Raw genomic sequence first — 26873 nt, 5'->3', positions numbered from 1 at the left:
CCGCCCCGTCCGCCGGCCCCCGTCCGCCCGGCCCCGCCCGGCAGGCCCCCTCCCTGCCGGGCGGGCCGGGCCCCGAGCCACCCACGCACGTCAAGGAGAAGGGCCCCACGCCATGAGCGCCACCACTCCCTCCGTGATACGCCTGCCCCAGGACGCGTCCACGCAGCACGCGGCCCGGCCCGCCTTCGTCGGCTCCGACCCCCTGACGTACGGCGAGTTCACCGCCCGGGTCGAGGCCGTGGCCGCCCACCTGCTCAGCCTCGGGGCGCGCGTCGGCGACCGGATCGCCGTCTGGATGGACAAGCAGCCGCGCTACGCCGAGGCGATCGTCGCCGCCCTGGAGGCCGGATGCGCCTACGTCCCCCTGGACGGCGGCCAGCCGGTGAGCAGGGTGCGGACCATCCTGGCGGACGCCGAACCCGTCGTCCTGTTCACCGACGCGCACCACGCCGCCCTGCTAGGGGACGACGACCTGCCGGCCTCCGTCACCACGGTCGTGGCCGTCGGCGACCGGCTGCCCGACACCGTGGGCGGCACCCCGGTCGCCCCCTGGGAGAGCTGGGAGAAGGGCCGCGCGGGCGGTGTCACCCTGCTGCCCTCCCTCACCCCCGGCGACCTCGCCGCCCTCCTCTACACCTCCGGGTCCACCGGCACGCCCAAGGGCGTGCAGATCTCGCACGGCTCACTGGCCAACTTCGTGGCGTGGGCCCGCGACGAACTGGACGTCGGCCCCGACGACGTGTTCGCGGGCCACGCCTCCTTCAACTTCGACCTCAGCACCTTCGACCTGTTCACCGCGCTGTCCTGCGGCGCCGCGCTGTGGATCGTCCCCGACGCGGCGACCAAGGACGTGACCGCCCTGGCCGAGGGCATCCGCCGGCACCGGGTCACCGTCTGGTACTCCGTCCCGTCGGTCCTGCACCTGCTGACCGCCTCCGCCGCTCTCACCCCCGAGCACGCCGCGAGCCTGCGGTACGTCCTCTTCGCCGGCGAGGTCTACCCCGTCCCGCACCTGCGCGCGCTGAGCGAACTGCTCCCCGCCGGCACCCCCCTGTACAACCTCTACGGCCCCACCGAGACCAACGTCTGCACCTACCACCGGGTCCGCCCCGAGGACCTGCACCGGGCCACCCCGGTGCCGATCGGCCTGCCGATCCCCGGCGCCGGCACCACGGTCGTCGACGACGCCGGACGCACTGTCCGCGAGCCCGGCGCCCTCGGCGAACTCCACGTGTCCGGCGTGTGCGTGACTCCCGGCTACTGGCGGCGCGCCGAGGACCCCGTCTCCACCGCCCACTGCCGGGGCGTGCACCCCACCGGCGACCTGGTCAGCTACGAGGAGGACGGCCGGCTCGTCTACCGCGGGCGCAAGGACCGCATGGTGAAGCTCTCCGGCTACCGGATCGAGCTGGGCGAGATCGAGGCAGCGGCGCTGCGCCACCCCGGCATCGCCGACGCCGCCGTCCTGGTCGACGGCTCCGGCCCCCGGGCCCGGCTGCGGCTCTACTACACCCTGCGCGAGGGCGCCGACCGGATCGGCCTGGTGCAGCTCAAGCAGCACTGCGCCCGGCACCTGCCGACCTACATGGTCCCGCACGCCGCCGTCCACCTGGACCGGATGCCCCGCAACCCCAACGGCAAGACCGACTACCGCCGACTCGGCGTCGACGCGGCCCCCCGCGCCGCGGCGCCGCTCGGAACGGCCCGCTGAGTGGCCCGGCGATCCATGGAGAAGAACGTGAGTCACGGGCCGGCGGAGCAGATACGCGCGCACTGGCAGGGACCCGAACCGGAGACCGTCACCGCCCTGCTGCGGCACCGGGCGGAGCACACCCCGGACGCCCTCGCCCACCGCTTCCTCACCGACGGCGACGGCACCTCCGTCGCCTGGACCTACCGCGAACTCGACCTGCACGCCCGCGAGGTGGCCGCACACCTGCGGCGCGCCGGGGTGGGGGAGGGCCCGGTGCTGCTGCTGCACCCGCCGGGCCTCGACTACCTCGCCGCGTTCTTCGGCTGCCTGTACGCCGGCGCGGTGGCCGTCCCCGCCTACCCGCCGGACAACGCCCGGTTCGGGCAGACGGCGCCCCGCCTCGCCGCCATCGCCCGCGACTCCGGCGCGACCCACGCCCTCACCACCGGCACGGTCCGCGAGGCGGTCGCCGCCCGCGGCACCGGACACGTCGGCACCGAACTCGACGGCGTGCGCTGGCTGGTGACCGAGGACCTGTACACCGGCGACTCCACCGCCCCCTGGCAGGATCCCGGCCGCACGGCGGACTCCCTGGCCTTCCTCCAGTACACCTCCGGTTCCACCGCCGCGCCCAAGGGCGTGATGGTCGAGCACGGCAACCTGGTGCGCAACCTGCGCTCCATCCACCTCAGGCTCGGCCACGACGCCGGCTCCGGCATGGTGTCCTGGCTGCCGCCGTACCACGACATGGGCCTCATCGGCGGCATCCTCACCCCGGTGTACGGCGGATTCCCCGCGCACCTCATGGCCCCGGCGACCTTCGTGCGGCGCCCGCTGCTGTGGCTGGAGACCCTCTCCCGCACCGGCGCCTCCACCAGCGTCGCGCCGAACTTCGGCTTCGAGCAGTGCCTGCGCCGGATCACCCCCGAACAGCGGGCCGGCCTGGACCTCGGCCGCTGGCGCCTCGCCCTGAACGGCGCCGAGCCGATCCGCCCCGACACCCTCGACCGGTTCGCCGAGTACTTCGCGCCGGCCGGCTTCGACCGCACCGCGCTGCTGCCCTGCTACGGCCTCGCCGAGGCGACCCTCATGGTCACCGGCGTCGAACCGGCCGAGGCGCCGGTGGTGGAGTCCTTCGACGCGGCGGCCCTGGAGGCGGGCACCGCGCGCCGGTCGGAACCGGGCGGCGCACGCACCACCCGCGTCGTCGGCTGCGGAGCCCCCGTCGCCGACGTCGAGGTCGCACTGGTCGACGCCGCCACCGGCCACCGGGTCCCCGACGGCACCGTCGCCGAGATCCGGGTGGCCGGACCGAACGTCGCCCGCGGCTACTGGAAGCGCCCCGAGGCCGGCGCGGACGTCTTCGGCACCCGCCTCGAGGACGGACCCGACACCGCGTGGCTGCGCACCGGGGACCTCGGGTTCCGCCACGACGGCCAGCTCTTCGTCATCGGCAGGACCAAGGACGTGATCATCGTCCAGGGCCGCAACATCCACCCGCAGGACGTGGAGCAGACCGCCGAACGCGTCGGCGCGGGCCTGCGTGCCGGGCACGGGGCCGCGTTCGGCATTCCCACCGCGGACGGCGAACAGCTGGCGCTCGCCTACGAGATCGGCGGGCCGGGCGCCGGGGACCCGTACGCCCTGCTGGCCCGCCTGCGCACCGCGATCGCCGACGAGCACCAGGTGACGCCGCACACCGTCGTGCTGCTCAGGCGCTCCTCGGTGCCGCGCACCACCAGCGGCAAGATCCAGCGCAGCGCCTGCCGGCAGCAACTGCTCGACCTCGAACTGCCCGTGGTGGCCGCGAGCGTCGTCCAGGACGGCACGCCACCGGACGGCACCCGGCCGCACGACCCGGGCCCCGGCACCCGGGACCGTACGGCCGCCCTCGTCGCCGACGCCCTCGCCGCCTCCGACGCCGCCGAGGGAACCCCGCGCTACCCGCGGCTGCTGACCGTCGTGGAACGGCTGGCGGACGGGCTCGGCGTCCCCCTCGACGTCGGCGCACTCCTGTCCGGCCCCGAGCCGGACGGCGCCGACGCCCTGACCGCACTGTGCCGGACGGCCCTCGCCGACACCGCGCCCGCACCCGCCCCCGCGCCGGGGCGGACCCGGACCGAGGCCGCGACCTGGCTGCGGCGTGCCGTCGCCGCCCGGCTGGGCCTGCGCCCCTCGGTGATCGACCCGACGGTGCCCTTCACCTCACTGGGCCTGGACTCCAAGCAGGCCGTGGCCCTCGCCGCCCGGTTCGGCGACTGGCTCGGCACGCCCGTCACCCCGGCCACCGTCTACGACCACCCGACCGTCGAGTCCCTGGCGGCGCACGTCACCGCCGACGCGACGACCGGCGGCAGGACCCACCTCCCGCACCCCGGCACCGACGGCACCCCGCTCCCGCACCCACTCCCGCACGGCCCCGCCCGCCGGACCCCCGCCGACGAGCCCGTCGCCGTGGTCGGCATCGGCTGCCGCTTCCCCGGCGCCCCCGACGCCGACAGCTACTGGCGGCTGCTGCGCGACGGCCGGGACGCCGTCGGCGAGGCCCCCGCCGACCGGGCGGCCGACGTCGCGGGGCCCGACGGGCGTCCGGGCGGGTTCCTGGACCACGTCTACGACTTCGACGCCCGCTTCTTCGGCATCTCCGCCCGCGAGGCCGTACGCATGGACCCCCAGCAGCGGCTGCTCCTGGAGGTCGCCTGGCAGGCCCTGGAGGACGCCGGCATCGCACCCTCCTCCCTGGCGGGCTCCGACACCGGCGTCTTCGTCGGGGTCAGCGGACACGACTACGCCGACCTCCAGATGCCCCACCCCGCCGTCGTCGACATGCACTCGGCCACCGGCAACGCCCAGTCCGTCGCGGCGGGCCGGCTCTCCTATTTCTTCGACCTGCACGGGCCGAGCCTCGCCCTCGACACCGCCTGCTCCTCCTCGCTCGCCGCCGTCCACACCGCCCTGCGCAGCCTGCGGGACGGCGAGTGCGGCCTCGCCCTCGCGGGCGGCGTCAACCTGATGCTGACGCCGGGGCTCTCGGCGGCGCTCGCCCGCGGCGGAATGCTCGGCCCCGGCGGACGCTGCCGCACCTTCGACGACGGCGCCGACGGCTACGTGCGCGGCGAGGGCGCGGGCCTGGTGTGCCTCAAGCCGCTGTCCGCCGCGCTGGCCGACGGCGACCGCGTGCACGCCGTGCTCACCGGCTCCGCGCTCGGCCACGGCGGCCGCGCCAACGGCCTGACCGCGCCCCGCACCACCGCCCAGCGTGCCGTGATGGCCGGGGCGCTGGAGCGGGCCGGTGTCGAGCCCGGACAGATCGACTTCGTCGAGGCGCACGGCACCGGCACCGCCCTCGGCGACCCCGTCGAATGGGAGGCGCTGGCCGGCGTCTACGGCCGGGGCCGCCCCGCCGACGCGCCCTGCCCGGTCGGCTCCGTCAAGACCGGCATCGGCCACCTGGAGGCGGCCGCCGGCATCGCCGGACTGATCAAGGCGGTGCTCGTGGTGCGGCAGCGGGAGGTACCGCCGCTGCTGCACCTGACCACGCCCAACCGGCACCTTGACTGGACGGGTTCGGGCCTGGCCGTGCCCACCGCCCGGCACGCGCTGACCGCCGACGGCACGGTCCGCGCCGGCGTCAGCTCCTTCGGCTTCGGCGGCACCAACGCCCACGTGATCGTCGAGTCCGCGCCCGAACCCCCGGCGCCCGCCGACCAGTCCGGCGCCCCCGACGGCGCGGTGCACGCCCTGTCCCTGTCCGCGCACACCGAGACCGCCCTGACCACCCTGGCCGGCCGGTACCGCACCCACCTCGCGGCCCACCCCGGCGCGTCGCTCGCCGCACTGTGCCGCTCCGCCAACACGGGCCGCTCCCACCTGCCCCACCGTGCCGTCCTCACCGCCGGAACCCCGGCCGAACTGGACGCCGCCCTCGGCGCGCTGACCCGGAACGAGCCCGCCCCCGACGTGGCCCGCGGCGGACCGGCGCACGGCGGCGCACCCACCGTCGCCTTCCTCTTCGGCGGCCAGGGCACCCAGTACCCGGGCATGGGCCGCGAACTGTACGACAATCACCCCGCCTTCGCCCGCACCCTGCGGCGCGCCGACGAGGTGCTGCGCGGCCTGGGCGAGATCGCTGTGACCGACCTGCTCTTCGACCCGGGGCACGCCGAGGACCTGGCCCGCACCCGCTACTGCCAGCCCGCCCTGGTCGCCCTCGAAGTCGCCCTCGCCAACCTGTGGGAGAGCTGCGGAGTGCGCCCGGCCGCCGTGCTCGGGCACAGCGTCGGAGCCTTCGCCGCCGCGTGCGTCGCCGGCGTCCTCTCCCTGGAGGACGCCCTCACGCTCGCCGTCGTCCGCGGACGGGCCATGGACGAACAGCCCGGCGAGGGCGCGATGATCGCCTGCGTCGGCGACCCCGACACGGTGCGGGGCGCCGCGGCCGGTCACGGCCGGGTGGCCGTCGCCGCCGTCAACGCGCCCCGGCACCTGGTGCTCTCCGGCCCGGTGGACCGGATCGCGGAGCTGCGCGGGGACCTCGAGCGCGAGGGCGTCACCGTACGGCCGCTCGCCGTCTCGCACGCCTTCCACTCACCGCTGATGGCCGGCGCCGCCGAACCGCTGCTCGAGGCCGCCCGCGCCGTCGAGTTCCACGCCCCGCGCGTCCCCTGGATCTCCGACGCCACGGGTGAACCGGTGGAGCGGGTGGACGCGGAGTACTGGGTCCGGCACCTGCTCGGCACCGTGCGCTTCGCCGAGGGCTTCGCCCGCCTGCGCGACCGGAACACGGAGGACGGGCCGTTCTGCGACGCCTTCGTCGAGATCGGCCCGCACCCGACCCTGCTGAACCTCGGCCGCTCCGCCGTCGCCGACGCCCCGGCGGGCGACGCGCGCCCGACGCTGTGGCTGCCCTCGCTGCGCCGCGGCGCCCCCGACCGGCGCACGCTGCTCCGGTCGCTCGGCGCCCACCACTGCGCCGGCGGAACCGTGGACTGGTCCGCCCTGGACGGCGAACGCCCGCCCGCCCGGGTTCCGCTGCCGCACACGCCCTTCGAGCGCCGGACCTACCGGTTCCAGGCCCCCACTCCCCACCAGGAAGGCGATCCCATGCCGCCCCAGCCCACGGCGACGGGCACGGCCCTGCCGGACCCGGCGGGCGAGGTCTCCCGCACCGTGCTCGACACCGTCGCCCGCGTCTGCGGTTTCCCCGTGGCCGATCTGCCGGTGCACGCCCGGCTGGGTCTCGACCTGGGGTTCGACTCGCTGATGCGGACCGACCTCCACCGCCGGCTCACCGCCCGCTACCCCCAACGCATCCACAGCTTCCAGGACTTGCCGGAGGACCCCACGGTGCAGGACATCATCGGCCGGCTCTCCGCCGGCGACGACCGCGACGGCGCCCCCACCGTCGGCGCCCCCACTGGCGGAGTCCACACCGTCGGTGCCGGCACCGACGCGGGTGCGCCGACGGCCCACCCCGCGGCCGCAGCGGCGGTACCGCCCGCCCCGGCACCGCAGTACGGGCCCTACGGCGCCTTCCCGGCCCCGCCCCACGGCTACGCCGTCGCCGCCCCGGTCCCGCAGCCCGGCGTGCCGTACCCGTACCCGTACGGCTACCCGCCGCACGGCGCCCCCGCGTACGCCTACTACGTCCCCCAGCCGTATCCGCCGCAGCCGTACCCGCCGCAGGCGTTCCCGGCCCAGGCGGCCCCCGCCGCCGTACCGTCTGCCCCTGCCCCTGCTCTCGTACCGGCTGCCCCCGCCCCCGACCCGGCCCCGGCGCCCGCCGCCCCCGTGCGGCAGGAGCGCGCCTTCGAGGACTGGGCGGAGTACGCCGAACTCCAGGGCAGGCTCCGGCAGACCGAGTCCAGCGGCTCCAACCCCTACGGACGCACCCACGAGGGCTTCAACTCCGCGCTCGCCACGGTCGACGGCACCAAGGTCGTCAACTTCGCCGCCTTCAACTACCTCGCCCTCTCCCACCACCCGCGGGTGCGCCAGGCCGCCAAGGACGCCGTGGACCGCTACGGCACCTCGGCCTCCGCCACCCCGCTGCTGTTCGGCGAGACCCCGCTGCACCACGAACTCGAGGCGGAGATCGCCGGGTTCGTCGGCGCCGAGGCGGCCATCGTGTTCTCCGGCGGCCACGCCACCAACGTCGCCACCGTCGGCCACCTGTTCGGCCCGGAGGACCTGGTCGTGCACGACGCCTGGATCCACGACAGCACCGTGCGCGGCTGCATCCTCTCCGGCGCCCGGCGCCGGTCCTTCCCGCACAACGACTGGGCCGCGCTCGACCGCATCCTGACCGGCGCGCGGGCCTCGCACCGCCGGGCGCTGGTCGTCATCGAGGGTGCCTACAGCCAGGACGGCGACATCCCCGACCTGCCGCGCTTCATCGAGGTCAAGAAGCGGCACGGCGCCATGCTGATGATCGACGAGGCGCACTCCATCGGCGTCCTGGGCCGCACCGGGCGCGGCGTGGGCGAGCACTACGGCACCGACCCGGCCGACGTCGACCTGTGGATGGGCACCCTCAGCAAGGCGCTGGGCAGCCTCGGCGGCTACATCGCGGCCCGCCGCCCGATCATCGAGTACCTCAAGTTCACCGCGCCGCTGCACATCTTCTCCACCGGCATCTCCCCGGCGAACGCCGCCGCCGCGCTGGAGGCGCTGCGCGTCGTCCAGGACGAGCCCGAGCGGGTCGCACGGGTGCAGGAGCTGGCCGAGTTCTTCCGGGCCGGCGCCCGCGCCCGCGGCCTCGACGTCGGCGTCTCCCGCCTCTCCGCGGTGATCCCCGTGATCACCGGCGACTGGGAGAAGACGATGGCGCTCTCCAACTCGCTCCTTGAGCGCGGCGTCAACGTCATGCCGATCGGCTACCCCGCCGTCCCGCGCGACCAGTGCCGGCTCCGCTTCTTCATCAACGCGGACCACAGCGAAGCAGACCTCGAACACTCCCTCGACCTCCTGGTGTGATCCATGTCCTCACTCAGCCAAGACAGCCCGTCCGCCGCCGCCCCCGACATCCTGGTCACCGGCGCCAGCGGCTTCATCGGCGGTCACCTGGTGCACCGCCTGGCCGAGCGCGGGCACCGCGTCCGCGTCCTGGCGCGCTCCACCAGCGACCGCGCCGCCTTCGCCGGCGCCGCCGCCCAGGTCACCATCGGCGACCTCGGTGACACCGACAGCCTGCGCCGCGCCACCAGCGGAGTCCGCCACGTCTACAACTGCGCCGGGCTGTCGGCCGACTGGGGCCCCTGGGACCGGTTCCGCGCGGTCAACGTGGACGGCGCCAAGAACCTCGTGGACGCCGCCCACGAGGCCGGGACGGTCGAGCGCCTGGTCCACCTCAGCACCACCGACGTCTACGGCTACCCCGAGCGGCCCTGCGACGAGACCACCGCCCCGCGCGACATCGGCCTGCCCTACAACCGCAGCAAGATGCTCGGCGAGCGCGCCGTGTGGGCCGCCGCGGAGCGCACCGGCCTGCCGGTCACCGTGGTCCGCCCCGTCTCCGTCTACGGCCCCGGCAGCAAGGACTTCGTGATCGAGATCGCGAACCTGCTGCTGGGCAAGCAGATGGTCTACATCCGCGGCGGCCGGGTGCCCGCCGGACTGCTCTACGTCTCCAACGCCGTGGACGGCATCATCGCCGCCGCGACCGGCGAGCACACCGCGGGCCGCGCCTACAACCTGCGCGACCCGCACGACACCACCTGGCGCGCGTACGTCGAGGCGCTCGCCGAGGGCCTGGGCGTGAAGGCCCCCCGGCTGAGCCTGCCCACCCCCGTCGCGACCGCCGTCGCCACCGTCTCCGAGAAGCTGTGGAGCGTCCTGCGCATCGACTCCCGGCCCGTGCTGACCCGGCACGCCGTCCACCTCTTCGACCGCGACCAGTCCTACCCGATCGGGCGCGCCCAGGAGGAGCTGGGCTTCAAGGGCGAGGTGGACTTCCAGGAGGGCATGCGGCGCACCGTCGCCTGGCTCGACTCGGCCGAGGGGCGCGCCCATGTCGCCCGCTGACCTGCTCTCCCAGCGGTCCGCCTGGTTCCCCCGCCCCGTCGCGTCACCGGCCGCCGGGCCGCCCGACCCGGCGACCGCACCGCTGCGCCTGGTCTGCTTCTCCTACGCCGGGGGCACGGTCTCCGCGTTCCGCGGCTGGCAGGAGCACCTGGGCGACACCGTCGCCGTCGTCCCCGTACAACTGCCCGGCCGCGGACTGCGCCTGCGCGAGCGCCCGTACGACACCATGGAACCCCTCGCCGAAGCGGTCGCGGACGCCCTGGACGAGCACCGGCTGGCCCACGACTACGCCCTGTTCGGGCACAGCATGGGCGCCCTGCTCGCCTACGAGGTGGCCTGCGTGCTGCGCCGGCGCGGACTGCCGCCGCCCCGGCACCTGTTCGTCTCCGGCAGCCGGGCCCCGCACCTGTACGGCGACCGCGCCGACCACACCCTGCCCGACGCCGCGCTGCGCGAGGTGATCCGGGACCTGGGCGGACTCGGCGACGCGGACACCCTCGGCGCCGCCTACTTCGACCGCAGGCTCCCGGTGCTCCGCGCCGACCTGCAAGCCTGCGAGCGCTACGGCTGGCACCCCCGGCCGCCGCTGGACTGCCCGACGACGGCGTTCTCCGCCACCGAGGACCCGATCGCCACGCCGGAGATGGTCGAGGCCTGGCGGCCCCACACCACCGGCTCGTTCCTGCGGCGCCACCTGCCGGGCAACCACTTCTTCCTGAACGGCGGCCCGTCCCGCGACCGGCTGCTCGCCCACCTGGGCACCGAACTCGACGCCCTCGGCACCACCCCGCACAGGAAGGCAACAAGGGAAGCAACATGGACATTCTGAGCCTGGCCAAGAGCGTCGGCAGCCGCGTGGAGGCGCCGCTGACCGACCTGCGCACCGTGACCAAGGTGCTCGGCAACCCGCACATGCCGCTGCTCCTGGCCCTGTCCAAGGGCTTCGTGGAACCGGTGTACCGGGCCGCCTTCCTGGCCTCGGCGGCGAGTTCGGGCGTGCTCGCCGCCCTCGCCGTACGCCCCTGCGACCTGGAGTCGCTGGCGGAACGGCTCGGCGTCGCGGACGAGGACCTGCCGCGCCTCAAGGAGTGGCTGGACATGGGCATCCGCCTCGGCGACCTCGCCAAGCGCGAGGGCTGCTACAAGCTGCGCAGCCTGCCCGCCAAGGCGCTCGCCCAGCCCGGCAACGACGCCATCGCCGCCGCGCTGGAGGAGGTCCTGCGCTTCCACGTGCCCGCCCTGCTCAACGGGCCCCGCATGCTGCGCGAGGGCCGCCGCTTCTCCCTCGACGACCAGGACGGCCTCGTCATCGCCCGCTCCACCCGGGTGATCCAGCCGCTGGTCGAGGAGGCCATCGCCCGAACCCTGGACCGGGACGCGCCCGTCCGGCTCCTGGAGGTCGGCTGCGGCAGCGGCGCCTACGTCCGCTACGCCGCCGGACTCAACCCCCGCCTGTCGGCACTCGCCGTCGACCTCCAGCAGGACGTGGCGGACAGCGCCGCCGCGAACATGGCCGAGTGGGGGCTGACCGACCGGGTCGAGACCCGCCAGGCCGACCTGCGCACCCTCGACGCGCAGCCCCAGTTCGACCTCGTCACCCTGCACAACAACATCTACTACTTCCCCGAGGCCGAGCGCGTCGACGCCCTGCGCCGGGCCCACGACCTGCTGGCACCCGGCGGCAGGCTGCTGCTCACCACCTCCTGCAAGGGCGGCAACGTCGGCCTCGAGGCGCTCAACCTCTGGTTCACCTACGCCGACTTCGGCGGCCCGCTGCCGCAGGCCGACGCGCTGGCGGACCAGCTCCGCCAGGCCGGGTTCGACGACGTCGAGGCCACCCGGATCGTCCCGGGCGAGCAGTTCCACGCCTTCACGGGCACCAGCAAGCGCGTCGCGCACGCCTGACCGCCGAGGAGACACACCCGCCATGGACACGCACGTCAGCGACTCGACGACCCCCACGGAGACCGGCACCCCGGTCACCGGCCCGACCGGCCAGACCGGCCACGCCGCCTGTGTCGTCACCCTGGGCGCGGGCGCCCCGGCCGGAGGCCACCGCGGGGAACTCGGCGGCAAGGGCACCCGCCTCGCCGAGCTCTCCGCCGCCGGACTGCCCGTCCCGCCCGCGTTCTGCCTGACCACCGCCCTCTTCGACGCCTACCTCCGGGAGACCGGGATCGCCGCCGAGGCCCCGGGCGCCGACCCCCGCACGATGCGCGAGCGCATCCTGGGCACCCGGATGCCCGCCCCGATCGCGGACGCCGTCCTCGACGCCTACGGCAGCATGGGCCGCCCCCGCGTGGCGGTGCGCTCCTCCGGACTGCGGGAGGACTCCGCGGCCCAGTCCTTCGCCGGCCAGCACGACACGGTCCTCGACGTCTGCGGCGACGAGGACGTCCTCGACGCGGTCCTGCGCTGCTGGGCCTCCCTGTGGTCCGACCGCGCCACCGTCTACCGGGACACCGACGCGCCCGACTCCCTCGCCGTGGTCGTCCAGGAGATGATCCACACCGACGTCAGCGGCGTGATGTTCACCGTCGACCCGGTCAACCCCCGCCCGCACCGCCTCGTCGTGGAGGCCTGCCAGGGCCTGGGCGAAGGACTGGTCTCCGGTCAGGTCTCCAGCGACTTCTTCGTCGTCGACGACGAGAAACTGGAGGTCGTCGAGGAGCGGGTGCGCTACAAGGTCACCAAGTGCGCGCCGCTGGAGCCCGGCCGCATCGGCATGACGAAGGTCGACGCCGCGTCCCGCAGCGTCCCCTGCCTCACCCACGACCAGCTGCGCGAACTCGGCGCCCTCGCCGTCCGCATCCGCGACCTCTACGGCAGCGAGCAGGACATCGAGTGGGGCGTGCGCGACGGCGTCTTCCACCTGTTCCAGACCCGGCCCATCACCACCCGCCCCGTCGCCCCCGCCGCCCCGTCCGGCGCGCTCAGCCCCTACGTCGCCCCGCAGCCGGAGCCGGTCCTGAACGGCACCCTGTGGTCGCGCATGGACATCGGGGAGATCTTCGTCGGCCTGATGTCCCCGCTCGGCCTCAGCTTCGCCCGCTACTACCAGCGCAACGTCCACACGGACTGCGCCGGCGCCCTCGGCGTGCGCGACACCGGCGACGCCGACCTGCACATGGGCTTCTACCAGGGGCACGTCTACCTCAACATCTCCTACAGCTCCTACCTGCTGGCCCAGTGCCTGCCCACCCGCGACCAGCGCCACTTCACCAGCCGCTTCGTCAGCGAGGAGGTGGACCTCGCCTCCTACGAGAACCCGTTCGGCACCTTCCCCGGCGGCATGGAGGACCTGCGGTCCGCCCTCCACTGGCTCCAGCACACGGCCCGCGAGATGACGCAGATGAAGTCCCGCTCGCAGCAGATGGTCGACGCCCGGCTCTACGAGTTCGACCGCGCCCGCGGCCTCGACCTCACCCGGATGAGCCGGCGCGAGCTGCACGGCGAACTCCACCGCGACCTCGCCTGGTTCCACGACATGCACGTCGGCTACATGCCGTACTACATCAACGCGTTCGCGTTCTACGGCCTGCTCACCGAGCTGTGCGCCCGCTGGCTCGGCAGCGACGGCACCGGCCTCCAGAACCGCGTCAAGACCGACATGTCCAGCCTGCGCACCGTCGAGTCGGCGAAGGAGGTCTGGGCGGTCGCCCAGGCCGCCAAGAACGACCCGGCCGTCCTGAGGATCATCAAGGACGAGCCGCTGGAGGACATCGCCCGGCTGCTGCGCGAGGACCCCGCCGGACAGCGCTTCTGGGACCGGCACATGGAGCCCTTCCTGCGCGCCAACGGCACCCGCGGCCACCAGGAGATGGAGATCACCCACCCGCGGTGGATCGACGACCCCTCGTACATCTTCCAGATGATCCGGCGCTACGTCGCCGACGGCTTCTCCATCGACGACATCCTGCGGCGCAGCAGTGCCTGGTCCGACGACTCCCGCGAGGTGCTGGACCGGCTGCCGATGCCCAAGCGCCAGATCCTGGACACCGTCATCTCCCTGTACGCCCTGTGCAGCGAGCTGCGGGAGACCACCCGGATGTCCATGATCACGTCCATCTGGCTGGTGCGGAACGTGGTCTACGAGGTCGGCCGGCGCCTGGTCGCCGACGGTGTCCTGCACTCCCTGGACGAGGTCGCCCACCTGGACTTCGAGGACGTCCGCCGCTACCTCGCCGGCGACGAGGACGCCGTACGGGTCTTCGACCGGGCCCGCGTCGACGCCGCCCGCCGGCTGCACGAGCACAACAAGCGGCTGCCGGAACCGCCGTTGACCTTCGTCGGCGTGCACGACATCACCGCCTCGGTCCGGCCCGCCGCCGACGGCGCCCGGCTCGAGGGCCTGGCCGCCAGCCCCGGACGCATCGTGGGCCGCGCCCGCATCGTCGAGGACCTGGTGTGGCAGGCCGACGAGTTCGAGGCCGGGGAGATCCTCGTGACCCGGTACACGGACGCCTCCTGGACGCCGCTGTTCGCCATCGCGGGCGGCGTCGTCACCGACATCGGGTCGATGCTCTCGCACAGCTCCATCGTGGCCCGCGAGTTCCACGTGCCGTCGGTGGTGAACACCAAGGACGCCACCCAGCGCATCCACACCGGCGACCTGATCGTCGTCGACGGCGACGCGGGCACGGTCGAGGTCGTCGAGAACGCGGACGCCGAGGCGGGCGGGAGCGCCGACACCGACCCGCGGAGCACGCCCGGAGCCGAGGCCCCGGCCGCCGGCGACTGAGCGCCGCCCCCACCGCAACGCAGACCACGGCCGCCCCGCACGGGGCGGATTCAAGGAATCCCACCCAGACGGGAGACGACCCGATGATCCCCAATCAGTGGTACCCCATCGTCGAGACGCAGGAGGTGCGCAACGACAAGCCGCTCGGTGTGCGCCGCATGGGCCAGGACCTCGTGCTCTGGCGCGACATCGACGGCAACCTCGTCTGCCAGGGCGCCCGCTGCCCCCACAAGGGCGCCAACCTCGGCGACGGCCGCATGAAGGGCAACACCATCGAGTGCCCGTACCACGGCTTCCGCTACGGAGCCGACGGCGCCTGCCGCGTGATCCCCGCCATGGGCGCGCAGGCCCGCATCCCCGGCTCGCTGCGCGTGGCCACGTACCCGGTCCGGGAACAGTTCGGACTGGTGTGGATGTGGTGGGGCGACGAGCGACCCGCGGCGGACCTGCCGCCGGTCCAGGCGCCGCCCGAGGTGACGGACAACCAGAAGCTGTACGCCACCAAGCGCTGGACCCGCCCGGTGCACTACACCCGTTACATCGAGAGCCTGCTCGAGTTCTACCACGTGACCTACGTGCACCGGGACCACTGGTTCAACTACATCGACTACCTGCTCCTGTACGGCACGCCGAGCAAGCTCGGCCTCGACGGCCGCGAGCGCTACCTCGCCGCCACCCGGATCACCAACCACCACGTGGAGACGGAGGCGGAGGGGCAGACCATCCGCTACTCCTTCGACCACTGCCAGGAGGACGACCCCGCCAACACCACCCACTACGTCATCACGTTCACCTTCCCGTGCATGGTGCACGTGCAGACCGAGCAGTTCGAGACCACCTCCTGGCTGGTCCCGATCGACGACGAGAACACGGAACACATCCTGCGCTGGTACGAGTACGAGCAGGTCAAGCCGGTCCTGCGGATCGAACCGCTGCGCCGGCTGCTGCCGTGGGCGTCCCTCTACATGGAGAAGTGGGTACAGGACCCCCAGGACGTGCGCATCATGGAACACCAGGAGCCCAAGATCAGCGCCGGCGGCGTGAACAAGTTCATCCCCGTCGACGAGATGAACGCCAAGTACGTCTCGATGCGCGCCAAGCTGATCGCGGACGCCGCCGCGGCACGGGAGCCGGCACCGGCGCCGACGACCACCTCGGCCGGGGAAGCGGCCCGGGAACCGGCGCCCGCACCGGACGAGGCCGGGCGGGAGGGGGCACCGGCCCGTGCCACGGCCGCGGGCCGGGGAACCGGCGGCGGACGGCGCGGCACGAAGCCCAGGGAGGACGCCGCCGCGCGCCCGTAGACCCGAAGACGGGGGACGGACAAGAGAGAGCGAGAGTGAGAGATGTACGGCGGATACGACGCGTCGACCGGCCCCAAGACGCTGGTGACGACCTTCAACACCGTCGCCGTGGCCGGCGCGGTGTGGTTCCTCTTCGGCGGTGCGGACACCGTGGCCGACTGGTTCGGCACCGACTTCGACGAGGCGGCGACCCTGCGCCGGGCCCTGCTGGCCGCGTTGTCGGTGCTCTACCTGTTGCGCTTCATCGCCACGAACTTCGTGATGCTGCAACGGAAGATGGACTGGTCGGAGGCGTCCACCATCGGCGTCTGGGTCCTGGTGATCCACGGCACGATGGCGTACTTCGGCGGCACCAACGACGCCGGCGTGAGCGTCTTCACCTGGCTGGGCGTCGTGCTGTACCTCCTCGGCTCCTACCTGAACACGGGGTCGGAGTACCAGCGCAAGCTCTGGAAGAAGCGCCCGGAGAACAAGGGCAAGCTCTACACCGAGGGCCTGTTCAAGCACTCCATGCACATCAACTACTTCGGTGACGCGGTGCTCTTCTCCGGGTTCGCGCTGGTGACCGGCACGGTGTGGGCGTTCGCCATCCCCTTGATCATGGTCTGCATGTTCGTCTTCCTGAACATCCCCATGCTCGACAAGTACCTCGCCGAGCGCTACGGCGAGGCGTTCGACGCGTACGCGGCACGGACGGCGAAGTTCGTCCCCTACGTGTACTGACACCACCCGCACACCCGTCGCACGGGTACGGCGGCCCGCCCCGGGCGAGGCGGGCCGCCGTACCGGGCGCGACACCCGACCCCACCCACAGATCCGAGACGAGGCACGCATGACCGGAGACATCCCCTTCGGAGAGGCCGAGGCGTCCCTGACCGCCGAGGTGCTGCGCGAGGTCCTGGCCGGCGGCGCGGACGCGTTCGCCCGGCTGACCTCCGACGAGGGCGCCGTCGACGACTTCGGCTTCGACCCGGAGCTGACGGACGACTACCTGCTCCCCGCCCTGCGGCTGCTGTACGAGAAGTACTTCCGGGTCGACCTGGAGGGCCTGGAGCACGTGCCCGCCGACGGGGGAGCGCTCCTGGTCGCCAACCACTCCGGCACCCTGCCGCTGGACGCCCTCATGCTCCAGGTGGCCCTGCGCGACCACCACGGCGCACACCGCAGGCTGCGGCTGCTCGCCGCCGACCTGGCCTTCGACCTCCCCGTCGTCCGCGACCTCGCGCGCAAGGCGGGCCATGTCCGGGCGTGCCCCGAGAACGCGCTGCGGCTGCTCGGCTCCGGCGAACTGGTCGGCGTGATGCCGGAGGGGTACAAGGGGCTCGGCAAGCCCTTCGAGGAGCGCTACCGGCTCCAGCGCTTCGGCCGGGGCGGCTTCGCCGCGGTCGCGCTGCGCTCGCGGCGCCCGATCGTGCCGTGCTCGATCGTCGGCGCCGAGGAGATCTACCCCATGATCGGCTCGGCCCCGACCCTGGCCCGGATGCTGAAGCTGCCGTACTTCCCGATCACTCCGACGTTCCCGCTGCTCGGCGTGCTCGGCCTGATCCCGATGCCGACCAAGTGGACCATCCGCTTCGGCGCCCCGATCCACACGGACGTCTTCCCCGAGGACGCCGCGGAGGACCCGCTGGTGGTCGAGAAGCTCGCGGGCGAGGTGAAGGACACCATCCAGCACACGCTGAACGAGATGCTGGAGGGCCGCGACTCCCCGTTCGCCTGAGCCGCCCGCCTGAGCCGCGCGCCTGAGCCGCTCGCCTGAGCCGCCCGTGTGAGCCGCTCGCGTCAGCCCTCCGCCGACGATCCCCGCCGGCCGATGCTGCGCACGCTGGCGAAGGCCAGGATGCCGAGACCGACGAGCGTGACCACGCCGCCGATCAGCTCCGCGGACAGATGCATGGGATCTCCCTCACAGGGCGACGGGCGGTGTTCGTCATATAGCCATGCGAACGCCGCCGCCCGCTCCATCCGCTGCCGCACCGCCCCGGGAATTCACCCGGAGAGCAGACGGAGGGCGGGCGAAGAGCGGACGGAGGGCGGGCGAAGGACGGTACGGGGGTGGCGGTTGGGCGGTCGCCCGTTCGAGCCCTTACGATCCTCTGTTGTGTCCAAACTGACCGACGTGCCCAAGCGGATCCTCATCGGGCGCGCACTGCGCAGCGACCGGCTGGGGGAAACGCTCCTGCCGAAGCGCATCGCCCTGCCCGTCTTCGCGTCCGACCCGCTGTCCTCAGTGGCGTACGCCCCCGGTGAGGTGCTGCTCGTCCTGTCCATCGCGGGCGCGTCGGCGTACCACTTCAGCCCCTGGATCGCGGTCGCGGTCGTCGTCCTCATGTTCACCGTGGTCGCCTCCTACCGGCAGAACGTGCACGCCTACCCGAGCGGCGGCGGCGACTACGAGGTGGCCACCACCAACCTGGGCCCGAAGGCCGGTCTGACCGTGGCCAGCGCCCTGCTGGTGGACTACGTCCTGACGGTCGCGGTCTCCATCTCCTCCGGCATCGAGAACCTCGGCTCGGCGATCCCGTTCGTCGTCGAGCACAAGGTCCTGTGCGCCGTCGCCGTCATCCTGCTGCTGACGCTGATGAACCTGCGCGGGGTCAGGGAGTCGGGCACCCTGTTCGCGATCCCGACGTACGTGTTCGTCGCGGGCGTCTTCATCATGATCGTGTGGGGCGCGTTCCGCGGTCTGGTCCTGGGCGACAGCATGCGCGCCCCGACCGCGGACTTCGAGATCAAACCGGAGCACGGCGGCCTGGCCGGCTTCGCCCTGATCTTCCTCCTGCTGCGCGCCTTCTCCTCCGGCTGCGCCGCCCTCACCGGCGTCGAGGCGATCTCCAACGGCGTCCCGGCCTTCCGCAAGCCCAAGTCGAAGAACGCGGGCAACACCCTCGCGATGATGGGCCTGCTCGCCGTCACCATGTTCTGCGGCATCATCGCGCTCGCCTCCGCCACCGACGTGCGCATGTCCGAGAACCCGGCCACCGACCTCTTCCACAACGGCGTCGCCGTCGGCGCGGACTACGTCCAGCACCCGGTGATCTCCCAGGTCGCCGAGGCGGTCTTCGGCGAGGGCAGCTTCCTGTTCGTCGTCCTGGCCGCCGCCACCGCCCTGGTCCTCTTCCTCGCGGCCAACACCGCCTACAACGGCTTCCCGCTGCTCGGCTCGATCCTCGCCCAGGACCGCTACCTGCCCCGCCAGCTGCACACCCGCGGCGACCGCCTGGCCTTCTCCAACGGCATCGTGCTCCTCGCCGGTGCCGCCATGCTCCTGGTCGTCGTCTACGGCGCCGACTCGACCCGGCTGATCCAGCTCTACATCGTCGGCGTCTTCGTGTCCTTCACGCTCAGCCAGATCGGCATGGTCCGCCACTGGAACCGCAACCTGGCCGGTGAACGCGACCAGGCCAAGCGCCGCCACATGATCCGCTCCCGTGCGATCAACACCTTCGGCGCCTTCTTCACCGGACTCGTGCTGGTCGTGGTCCTGGCCACGAAGTTCACCCACGGCGCCTGGGTCGCCCTGCTCGGCATGTGCATCTTCTTCGCGACGATGACGGCGATCCGCAAGCACTACGACCGCGTCGCCGAGGAGATCGCGGCCCCCGAGGACCCCGAGGAGGCCCAGAGCGACGACATGGTGCGCCCCTCCCGCGTCCACTCGGTGGTCCTCATCTCCAAGATCCACCGCCCCACGCTGCGCGCCCTCGCCTACGCCAAGCTGATGCGCTCCGACAGCCTGGAGGCGCTCAGCGTCAACGTCGACCCGGCCGAGACCAAGGCCCTGCGCGAGGAGTGGGAGCGCCGCGGCATCGCCGTACCCCTCAAGGTCCTGGACTCGCCGTACCGCGAGATCACGCGGCCGGTCATCGAGTACGTCAAGAGCCTGCGCAAGGAGTCACCGCGCGACGCGGTCTCGGTGATCATCCCCGAGTACGTGGTGGGCCACTGGTACGAGCACCTGCTGCACAACCAGAGCGCACTGCGCCTCAAGGGCCGCCTGCTGTTCACGCCGGGCGTCATGGTCACGTCCGTCCCGTACCAGCTCGAGTCCTCCGAGGCGGCCCGGCGCCGGGCCCGCAAGCGCCAGAACTGGAACGCCCCCGGCGCGGTCCGGCGCGGCCCGGCCCACCACCCCCACCAGGACCGTCCGAAGGACTCCTCCTCGTCCACGTAGACTGGACGGCTGTTGTCCTTTGTCGCCCCCGTTCTCTGGAGTCACCCCGCCATGCAGGCAGAACCGAAGAAGTCGCAGGCGGAGTCGCGAGCGGCAGCGCCGTCGGTCTCGCAGCCGGTCTCGCTGGTGGGGGAGGAGTACGAGGTCGAGGTCGGCCCCGTCGCCCACGGCGGACACTGCATCGCCCGTACGTCCGAGGGGCAGGTGCTGTTCGTCCGGCACACGTTGCCCGGCGAGCGGGTCGTGGCCCGGGTCACGGAGGGCGAGGAGGGCGCCCGCTTCCTGCGCGCGGACGCCGTCGAGATCCTGGACGCCTCCAAGGACCGCATCGAGGCCCCCTGCCCCTTCTCGGGCCCCGGCCGCTGCGGCGGCTGCGACTGGCAGCACGCCAAGCCGGGCGCGCAGCGCCGTCTGAAGGGCGAGGTCGTCGCCGAACAGCTTCAGCGTCTGGCGGGCCTCACCCCCGAGGAGGCCGGCTGGGACGGCACGGTGATGCCGGCCGAGGGCGACAAGGTGCCCGCCGGCCAGGTCCCGTCGTGGCGCACCCGCGTGCAGTACGCCGTGGACGCGGACGGCCGCGCCGGTCTGCGCCGCCACCGCTCCCACGAGGTCGAGCCGATCGACCAGTGCATGATCGCGGCGGAGGGCGTCAGCGAGCTGGGCATCGAGGCGCGCGACTGGCCCGGCATGGCGTCCATCGAGGCGATCGCGGCGACGGGCTCCCAGGACCGCCAGGTCATCCTGACCCCGCGCCCCGGCGCCCGCCTGCCCATCGTCGAGCTGGACCGCCCGGTCTCCGTCATGCGCGTCGAGGAGAAGGACGGCGGCGTCCACCGCGTCCACGGCCGCCCCTTCGTCCGCGAACGCGCCGACGGCCGCACCTACCGGGTCGGCTCCGGCGGCTTCTGGCAGGTCCACCCGCAGGCCGCCGACACCCTGATGAAGGCGGTCATGCAGGGCCTGCTGCCCCGCAAGGGCGACATGGCCCTCGACCTCTACTGCGGCGTCGGCCTCTTCGCCGGAGCCCTGGCCGACCGCGTCGGCGACCAGGGCGCGGTCCTCGGCATCGAGTCCGGCAAGCGCGCCGTCGAGGACGCCCGCCACAACCTCGCCGCCTTCGACCGCGTCCGCGTCGAGCACGGCAAGGTCGAGTCCGTCCTGCCCCGCACCGGCATCGACGAGGTCGACCTCATCGTCCTCGACCCGCCCCGCGCGGGCGCCGGCCGCAAGACGGTCCAGCACCTGTCGTCCCTGGGCGCCCGCAGGATCGCGTACGTGGCCTGCGACCCGGCGGCACTGGCCCGCGACCTCGGGTACTTCCGGGACGGGGGGTACCGGGTGCGGACGCTTCGGGTGTTCGATCTGTTTCCGATGACCCATCATGTGGAGTGTGTCGCGATCCTTGAACCGGTCGCAAAGGGCGCCTGACCTGCGGTTTCGTGCGTGCGCATTATATGCGGTGTGGGCGTTACGGGCGATATCTTGACGCTGAAATGACGCTCGTGACGCTCAAATGACGCTCGTTCTGACGGGGTGTCACCTGACTGATCGCGTAGGTCGTGCCAGTTGGAGGGCGCGTTCCCGCGGGCTGTCTTTGCAGAGACTTGAAGACATTAAGCCGAGTTCCTGCATGCCGTAGTTCGGCGGGCCGGACGTTGGCGGAGCGGGCGCTCAAGAGGTCGGTCCGTAAGGGCTCCAGCGCCCGAGGAAGGGCCTTAGGTCGTCGGCTCGCGGTTCGGGGACGTCGGGCAACCGGGGTGGTGAGCTCAGCGGGTCGAGGTGCTCGACGGTGGTCGCTGCCCAGCTGATCCATGCTTCAGCGTCGGTTCTGGCCTGCCCCGGCGGCATGGCCTCGACTCGCGCGCACAGCGTTCACGTACTCGGTCAATCGGGTGGCGTGGTGCCAAGCCGCTTCCTGCGCTTCGAGGTGCCTGATGCGGTACACCTCCGCGTACTGGATGCGGGCTTCTTCCATGGCGGCTTCCCAGCGGATGCGCTTCTGGCGTGCCGCTTCGATCTCGTCCTGGCGTCTGCGTTCAGCGGCCTCGCCGCGAAGAGTGACCTCTTGGGCGATCTCGGCGAGCTGCTCTTCGAGGGAGTGGCCGGGGGTGTCGGCCCATTCGCTCGCCCGGTGCGGCTGGCCGCCGCTGAGGACGAAGCGGAGCCGTTCGGACGGGGTGTGGTCGAAGCGGGGGATCCTGACCCAGGAGTCCTTCTTGGCCGTGGCGAGTTCCTTCTGGGGGGCGACGTGGGGCCTTGACCCCTGATGTTGAACACACGAGACACTGGATCCTGAGGATCTGAGAACGGACATCTCGTGGTGATGAAGAACTACCCGCCGGAGTTCAAGGCGGACGCGGTCGCGCTGTACGAGTCGCGGCCGGAAGCGACGATCAGGTCGGTCGCAGCCGATCTGGGGATCAACCCGGAGACGCTTCGGAACTGGGTTCGGGCGGCCGGCGCGAGTCGTCCTCGGGGACGCCGGACGCATGAACCGGCCCAGCCGCCGGCCCCGCTGGAAGCGGAGAACGCGGCCCTGCGCAAGAAGGTCCGCGAGCTGGAGGAGGAGCGCGAGATCCTGCGCAAAGCGGCGAAGTATTTCGCCGGGGAGACACGCTGGTGAACCGCTTCCAGTGTGTCGCCGACCTCCAGCGCCGTTACGGCGTGAAGCGGCTCTGCAGCATCCTCGGCGTCAGCCGCTCGAGCTTCTACTACTGGCGCCGGACGGTTGCGGACCGGGCGGCCCGGCAGGCGGCCGACGCGAAGCTGGCCGCCCGGATACAGGCCGTGCACCGGGAGTCGGACGGCACCTACGGGGCCCCGAGGATCACAGCCGAGCTCCGTGAGGAGAACGGCGAGGCGGTCAACCACAAGCGCGTCGCCCGAATCATGCGGGCGTCCGGGATCGAAGGGATCCGGTTGCGCCGCCGGCACCGCACCACCGTCCCCGACCCGGCCGCCGCCAAGGCGCCGGACCTGATCGGCCGCGATTTCACCGCCCAGAGGCCGAACGCGAAGTACGTCGGTGACATCACCTACCTGCCCATCGACGGCGGGAAGTTCTGCTACCTGGCGACCGTCATCGACCTCGCCTCACGGCGCCTGGCCGGCTGGGCGATCGCCGACCACATGCGCACCGGTCTCGTCACCGACGCCCTGGCCGCGGCGATCCGCACTCGCGGCAGCCTCGCCGGATCGATCATGCACACCGACCACGGAGCCCAGTACACCAGCAGGGCATTCGCCGAAGCATGCAGGTCAGCAGGGGTGCGGCGAAGCATGAGCGCGGTCGGCTCCAGTGCGGACAACGCGCTTGCCGAGTCGTTCAACGCGACCTTCAAACGCGAGACCCTGCAAGGACGAAAGAGCTGGCCCGACGCGCGCGAAGCCCGACTCGACGCCTTCCGATGGCTGAACCGCTACAACACCCGACGCCGACACTCCCGCCTCGGACAACGATCACCGATCGCCTTCGAGGACGCCCTCCAACTCACACCAACTACGCTGGCACCAGCCGCATAACCCGTGTTCAGGATTCGGGGTCAAGGCCCGGCGCCGACGCCACCCCGTGGCTGATCAGAGGCGCCGGACTTTTGATCGCCGCAGGCGGGGGCGCCCTCGTCATGGCCCGCCGTCGGCGCACGGACCACTCCACCGACGACGGCTCCGCCGAGAGTTGACCCATCCGACCTACGGCACGAAGTCCCCGGTTCGCCTCGAGAATTCAGTCGCGTCGGCAAGCGGTGACGGGCGAGAGGGCTTCGGGGCGGCGTGCCGACCCCGGTGTCTGGCTCTACCTGGGAAGTAGGGCGCTCACGGTCTTGCCGCCGGTGGCCTGGCGGCTCACGGCGGTGGTGCGGGCGAGGCGGTTGACCATGGGCCAGCCGAAGCCTCCGGTGCCGTCGTTCAGGTCGGGGGTGCGCATGCGTGGCACCTGGGGCTGGGGTCGTGCACGGCCACCTCGATGCTGTCCGGGTGCGCGGTCAGGTCCATGGTGCAGCTGCCGCCGCCGTGGCGCAGGGCGTTGGTGACGAGTTCGGAGACGAACAGGACGACCGTGTCGGCGGTCTCGGGTGCGAGCCCTGGTACGAGACTTTCGAGGAACTGCCTGGCACTGTCGCGGGCGCCGGCTACTGATGTCGCTGAGCGGGGGGTTGTGACTTTGACGCTCGTCGTGTCCATCAGGGCACCCCGGTCTCTGGATCGTCGACGTCTGAGCCTGTCTGACCGGGGCTTGTGCCCCGGCTGCGGCCCGTTGACCCGGCCTCCCCGGGCACCCGTCACTGTTCGAGAGTGACTACCTCTCTGTCGAACACGCGAAAATCTGCATCAACCGGAGTAGACATTGGGTGGTGGTGTGGTTATGTTTCTCCTGTAACCCAGAAGGACCGCAGGGCCCGGCAGAGACGAACTGCCGGGCAGCAGTACCCGCAGTTGCAGGACGGTGCGGTGGTGGAGTGTCGAAGCCAGGATGGTTGCAGGACGGCGACGGGACTGACGACCGGACCGGGCGGCCCGCAGTGATCAGGGGCCGCCACCGTAGTGGCAGTACCCAGCAGCGAAGTCAGTGAGCGGTACCTCGGTGAAGGCGTCGGCTGCGGACGCGCGCACCGGGAGGTTCGGCAGTGGGGTTCCAAGCCAGAGCAGACGCAGGACGGGCGACGGGGCTGGCTGCCGAAGAGTGGCGCTGTCACAGGTCACTGAGAGGTTCGTATCACCAGCAGGAGAGCAGTACTAGAGGGAAGAACGGAGGAGCGAAGCGCCATCAGGATCGCCCGGGCGGATTGTGAGCCCGGGTACCGCAGGACATCGATAGTGAGGTGGTCTCCGGTCAAGCAACCGCGATCCCCACGCCCCCGGCAGCAGGCAGGTCGGGTCCGTGGACACAGAAGGCCGGCGCAGTATCAGGGCCGGCAGATGGTGTAGGAGTTCCTTCGGGGCCTTGGTGCCGTACGGCACCAAGGCCCCTCCACGTGTTCCGCAGAGAGGTGCAGATGACAGCAGACGATTCGTACGGCCGTCTCGACGACGACGACTATCCCGCCTACACCATGGGGCGGGCGGCCGAGATGCTCAACACGACCCCCGCCTTCCTGCGGGCCGTCGGGGAAGCCCGACTGATCACGCCGCTCCGCTCGGAGGGCGGCCACCGCCGCTACTCCCGCTACCAGTTGCGCATCGCAGCCCGCGCCCGCGAACTCGTCGACCAGGGCACTCCCGTCGAGGCGGCCTGCCGCATCGTCATCCTGGAAGACCAGCTCCAAGAAGCCCGGCGTATCAACGAGGAACTGCAGAGGCACCCCGTCGGCCTGGCGGACAAGGCCGACGCCTGAGGCCGCATCTGCCAGCCGGTCTTGTGAAGGTCCGGCTGTGAAGGTGGGAAGCTCATGCCGTAACCGAAGAGGTAGCTGTCCGCACCGATGTGCCGGGCCCGGTCCTGGCTAGGACTCCCGTCTTCTTGCCGGAGCGATGCGGCTGTGGACGCGGAACCGGACGGCTGTGTCGTCGGGCGCGGGGCGCAGGTCGATGGTGACAGGGCCGGCGAAGGTGTATCCCTGTTCGGCGGCGTGGCGGCGCACCTGGCCGGCGAGGGCCGGTGCCACGGGCAGTGGGCTGGCCGCGATCAGCCGGTGGATCTTCGGGAGCAGTTCGATGACGAAGTCGTTGGGGGCCACGACGCGTCGCCGGCCGACGATCAGGGTGTTGGCGTCACACTGCCGTAAAAGCGTGGTCAACGCTTCGCCCTGCTCTTGCCTGGCCGGCAGCATGCAGCGCCACATACTCGTTGTCCACTGCTCCATGAGGCGTTCACTTGTTCCGAGGAATCCCATCGCAGGCGCCTGCCCCACCGCGCCCTGAGCAGGCTCACCCGCATGGGTGCACTTCGGTATGAGGGGTTCCGACGACTGCCGGGTGTGCAGGGGAGTGGGGAGCAACGCCTGGGCCGAGACTGGCTCTGTGACGACTACGCCAGCCCTCCATGCGAAGCGTTAGGACGGCGTCTGTGCGGCGCGTCCCGGACGGGAGGGGAGGGCTGAGGCCGTGGACCGGAATGCGTTCGACTGCGACTTGGTATCGGACGGCGGGGGCGCAGGGTGTGTGCCGCGGGATCAGGGCACTGGGGAGATGTGGAGGCAGTTCGGCAACAGGGTTGGCCACAGGTCACATGAGTCGCCCTGCCGGGTGCCCGCCGGGATCGTCGGCCAGCACCATGGCGGTTTTGACGCGTTTACCCACCGGCTCGCGGCGGATCTCGAAGGTGCGGCACACGGCCATCACGATCTCCAGGCCGTGCTTGCCGACCCGGTTCGGGTCGGTCGCCTGGGGCACCGGCAGGCCCGGGTCGCTGTCCCAGACGCTGATCTCCACGGCACCGTCGTTGATCTCCAGGTCCAGCAGGCATGGGCCGGGCGCGTACTTGTGCGCGTTGGTCACCAGTTCACTGACCACCAGCTCCGCCAGGCCCATCGCGCGCTCCGACACCGGGATTCCGTGCACGGCCTGTGCCCGGGCCATGAAACGGCGGGTCACGTCCCGGGCCTCCCCGATGTGCTCTCCGCCCTCCAGGGCGACCGCGGACAGCAGAGGTCGGTCGGCCAGCGACTGATTCGCGGTTTCGTGCACCACTGGCCTCATACCGCCACCCTTGTCCTGAGCAATCCGGCTTGTGTTCGCCCAACTGCCCTGAAACCTCGACTACATGCAACCCTCGTGTCACGGTTGCATAAATCACTCAAGTGCGGCGGCGTCGGCGGGTGGGGAACGTCGGTGGGGGAGAGGCCGGGACGGCGCGGTGCCAGCGCCGACGGCGGAGGTGTCACGGGGGGGGACATCGATACCGACTTCCACCACCGGCCCGGGTTCCACCAGCGTGTCGTCCACCTGATCCAGGCTGCCCCCACAGGCGCTCGACGTCGGGAGTGTACCGGCGCAGTTGTACCG

Annotated in this window: 16 protein-coding genes and 1 pseudogene; 13 read left to right on the top strand and 4 right to left on the bottom strand. The window is 72.2% G+C overall.

Features of this window, described 5'->3' with window-relative positions:
* Positions 1-112 precede the first annotated feature (112 nt).
* From redM to OHA99_RS08540, 11 genes are all read left to right on the top strand, one after another.
* A complete protein-coding gene (gene redM / locus OHA99_RS08590; RefSeq protein ID WP_381501573.1) occupies positions 113-1711 on the top strand; it encodes an L-proline--[L-prolyl-carrier protein] ligase RedM in 1599 nt (532 codons plus the stop codon).
* A gap of 27 nt (positions 1712-1738) precedes the next feature.
* On the top strand, positions 1739-8665 hold the full coding sequence (locus tag OHA99_RS08585) for a type I polyketide synthase (RefSeq protein ID WP_228126091.1): 6927 nt from the start codon (positions 1739-1741) through the stop codon (positions 8663-8665).
* Between the two features lie 3 nt (positions 8666-8668).
* Positions 8669-9712 carry an NAD-dependent epimerase/dehydratase family protein gene (locus OHA99_RS08580; protein ID WP_405695099.1) on the top strand — a complete coding sequence of 348 codons (1044 nt, stop codon included), beginning with the start codon at positions 8669-8671 and terminating at the stop codon, positions 9710-9712.
* Complete coding sequence (locus OHA99_RS08575) at positions 9699-10541, top strand: thioesterase II family protein (RefSeq protein ID WP_153177550.1); 843 nt, start codon at positions 9699-9701, stop codon at positions 10539-10541. Before OHA99_RS08580 ends, OHA99_RS08575 begins: the two co-directional genes overlap by 14 nt.
* Positions 10529-11617, top strand: a complete 1089-nt coding sequence (locus OHA99_RS08570; RefSeq protein ID WP_153177549.1) for a cyclopropane-fatty-acyl-phospholipid synthase family protein — start codon at positions 10529-10531, stop codon at positions 11615-11617. Before OHA99_RS08575 ends, OHA99_RS08570 begins: the two co-directional genes overlap by 13 nt.
* Positions 11618-11639: 22 nt before the next feature.
* Positions 11640-14453: a PEP/pyruvate-binding domain-containing protein gene (locus OHA99_RS08565; protein WP_366473361.1), complete on the top strand. Its 2814-nt coding sequence runs from the start codon at positions 11640-11642 to the stop codon at positions 14451-14453.
* An 83-nt stretch (positions 14454-14536) separates the two neighbouring features.
* Complete coding sequence (locus OHA99_RS08560; RefSeq protein ID WP_153177547.1) at positions 14537-15757, top strand: aromatic ring-hydroxylating dioxygenase subunit alpha; 1221 nt, start codon at positions 14537-14539, stop codon at positions 15755-15757.
* A gap of 42 nt (positions 15758-15799) precedes the next feature.
* Entirely contained in the window at positions 15800-16480 is a 681-nt protein-coding gene (locus OHA99_RS08555; RefSeq protein WP_007445195.1) for a DUF1295 domain-containing protein, read from the top strand.
* Positions 16481-16589: 109 nt separating this feature from the next.
* On the top strand, positions 16590-17477 hold the full coding sequence (locus OHA99_RS08550; RefSeq protein WP_153177546.1) for a lysophospholipid acyltransferase family protein: 888 nt from the start codon (positions 16590-16592) through the stop codon (positions 17475-17477).
* Between the two features lie 381 nt (positions 17478-17858).
* A complete protein-coding gene (locus OHA99_RS08545; RefSeq protein WP_405695096.1) occupies positions 17859-19931 on the top strand; it encodes an APC family permease in 2073 nt (690 codons plus the stop codon).
* A gap of 51 nt (positions 19932-19982) precedes the next feature.
* Positions 19983-21359 (top strand): class I SAM-dependent RNA methyltransferase, encoded by a 1377-nt coding sequence (locus tag OHA99_RS08540; RefSeq protein ID WP_405695094.1) that lies wholly within the window; start codon positions 19983-19985, stop codon positions 21357-21359.
* Between the two features lie 388 nt (positions 21360-21747).
* Here OHA99_RS08540 and OHA99_RS08535 read toward each other — a convergent pair whose 3' ends face one another.
* Positions 21748-22245, bottom strand: coding sequence for a hypothetical protein (locus OHA99_RS08535; protein ID WP_405695091.1), 498 nt, complete (start codon positions 22243-22245; stop codon positions 21748-21750).
* 3 nt (positions 22246-22248) lie between these two features.
* Between OHA99_RS08535 and OHA99_RS08530 the strand changes: the two genes are divergently transcribed.
* A protein-coding gene (locus OHA99_RS08530; RefSeq protein ID WP_405693772.1) for an IS3 family transposase occupies positions 22249-23453 on the top strand; the annotation gives its coding sequence in 2 pieces (ribosomal slippage) (positions 22249-22540 and positions 22540-23453; 1206 coding nt in all).
* Positions 23454-23724: 271 nt separating this feature from the next.
* Here the strand turns inward: OHA99_RS08530 and OHA99_RS08525 are convergent.
* Positions 23725-24113, bottom strand: a pseudogene (locus tag OHA99_RS08525) (ATP-binding protein).
* An 812-nt stretch (positions 24114-24925) separates the two neighbouring features.
* Here OHA99_RS08525 and OHA99_RS08520 point away from each other — a divergent pair.
* Complete coding sequence (locus tag OHA99_RS08520) at positions 24926-25264, top strand: MerR family transcriptional regulator (protein ID WP_405695088.1); 339 nt, start codon at positions 24926-24928, stop codon at positions 25262-25264.
* 108 nt (positions 25265-25372) lie between these two features.
* On the opposite strand, the gene OHA99_RS08515 is transcribed toward OHA99_RS08520, so the two are convergent.
* Complete coding sequence (locus tag OHA99_RS08515; RefSeq protein ID WP_405695085.1) at positions 25373-25732, bottom strand: FhaA domain-containing protein; 360 nt, start codon at positions 25730-25732, stop codon at positions 25373-25375.
* Positions 25733-26093: 361 nt separating this feature from the next.
* Positions 26094-26567 (bottom strand): ATP-binding protein, encoded by a 474-nt coding sequence (locus tag OHA99_RS08510; protein WP_405695082.1) that lies wholly within the window; start codon positions 26565-26567, stop codon positions 26094-26096.
* Positions 26568-26873: the final 306 nt, after the last annotated feature.

The organism is Streptomyces coelicoflavus (genome assembly GCF_045041415.1).
Classification (GTDB): Bacteria; Actinomycetota; Actinomycetes; order Streptomycetales; family Streptomycetaceae; genus Streptomyces; species Streptomyces coelicoflavus.
The sequence above is the reverse complement of the archived record's forward strand: the minus strand, read 5'-3'. Positions and strand labels throughout refer to the sequence as shown.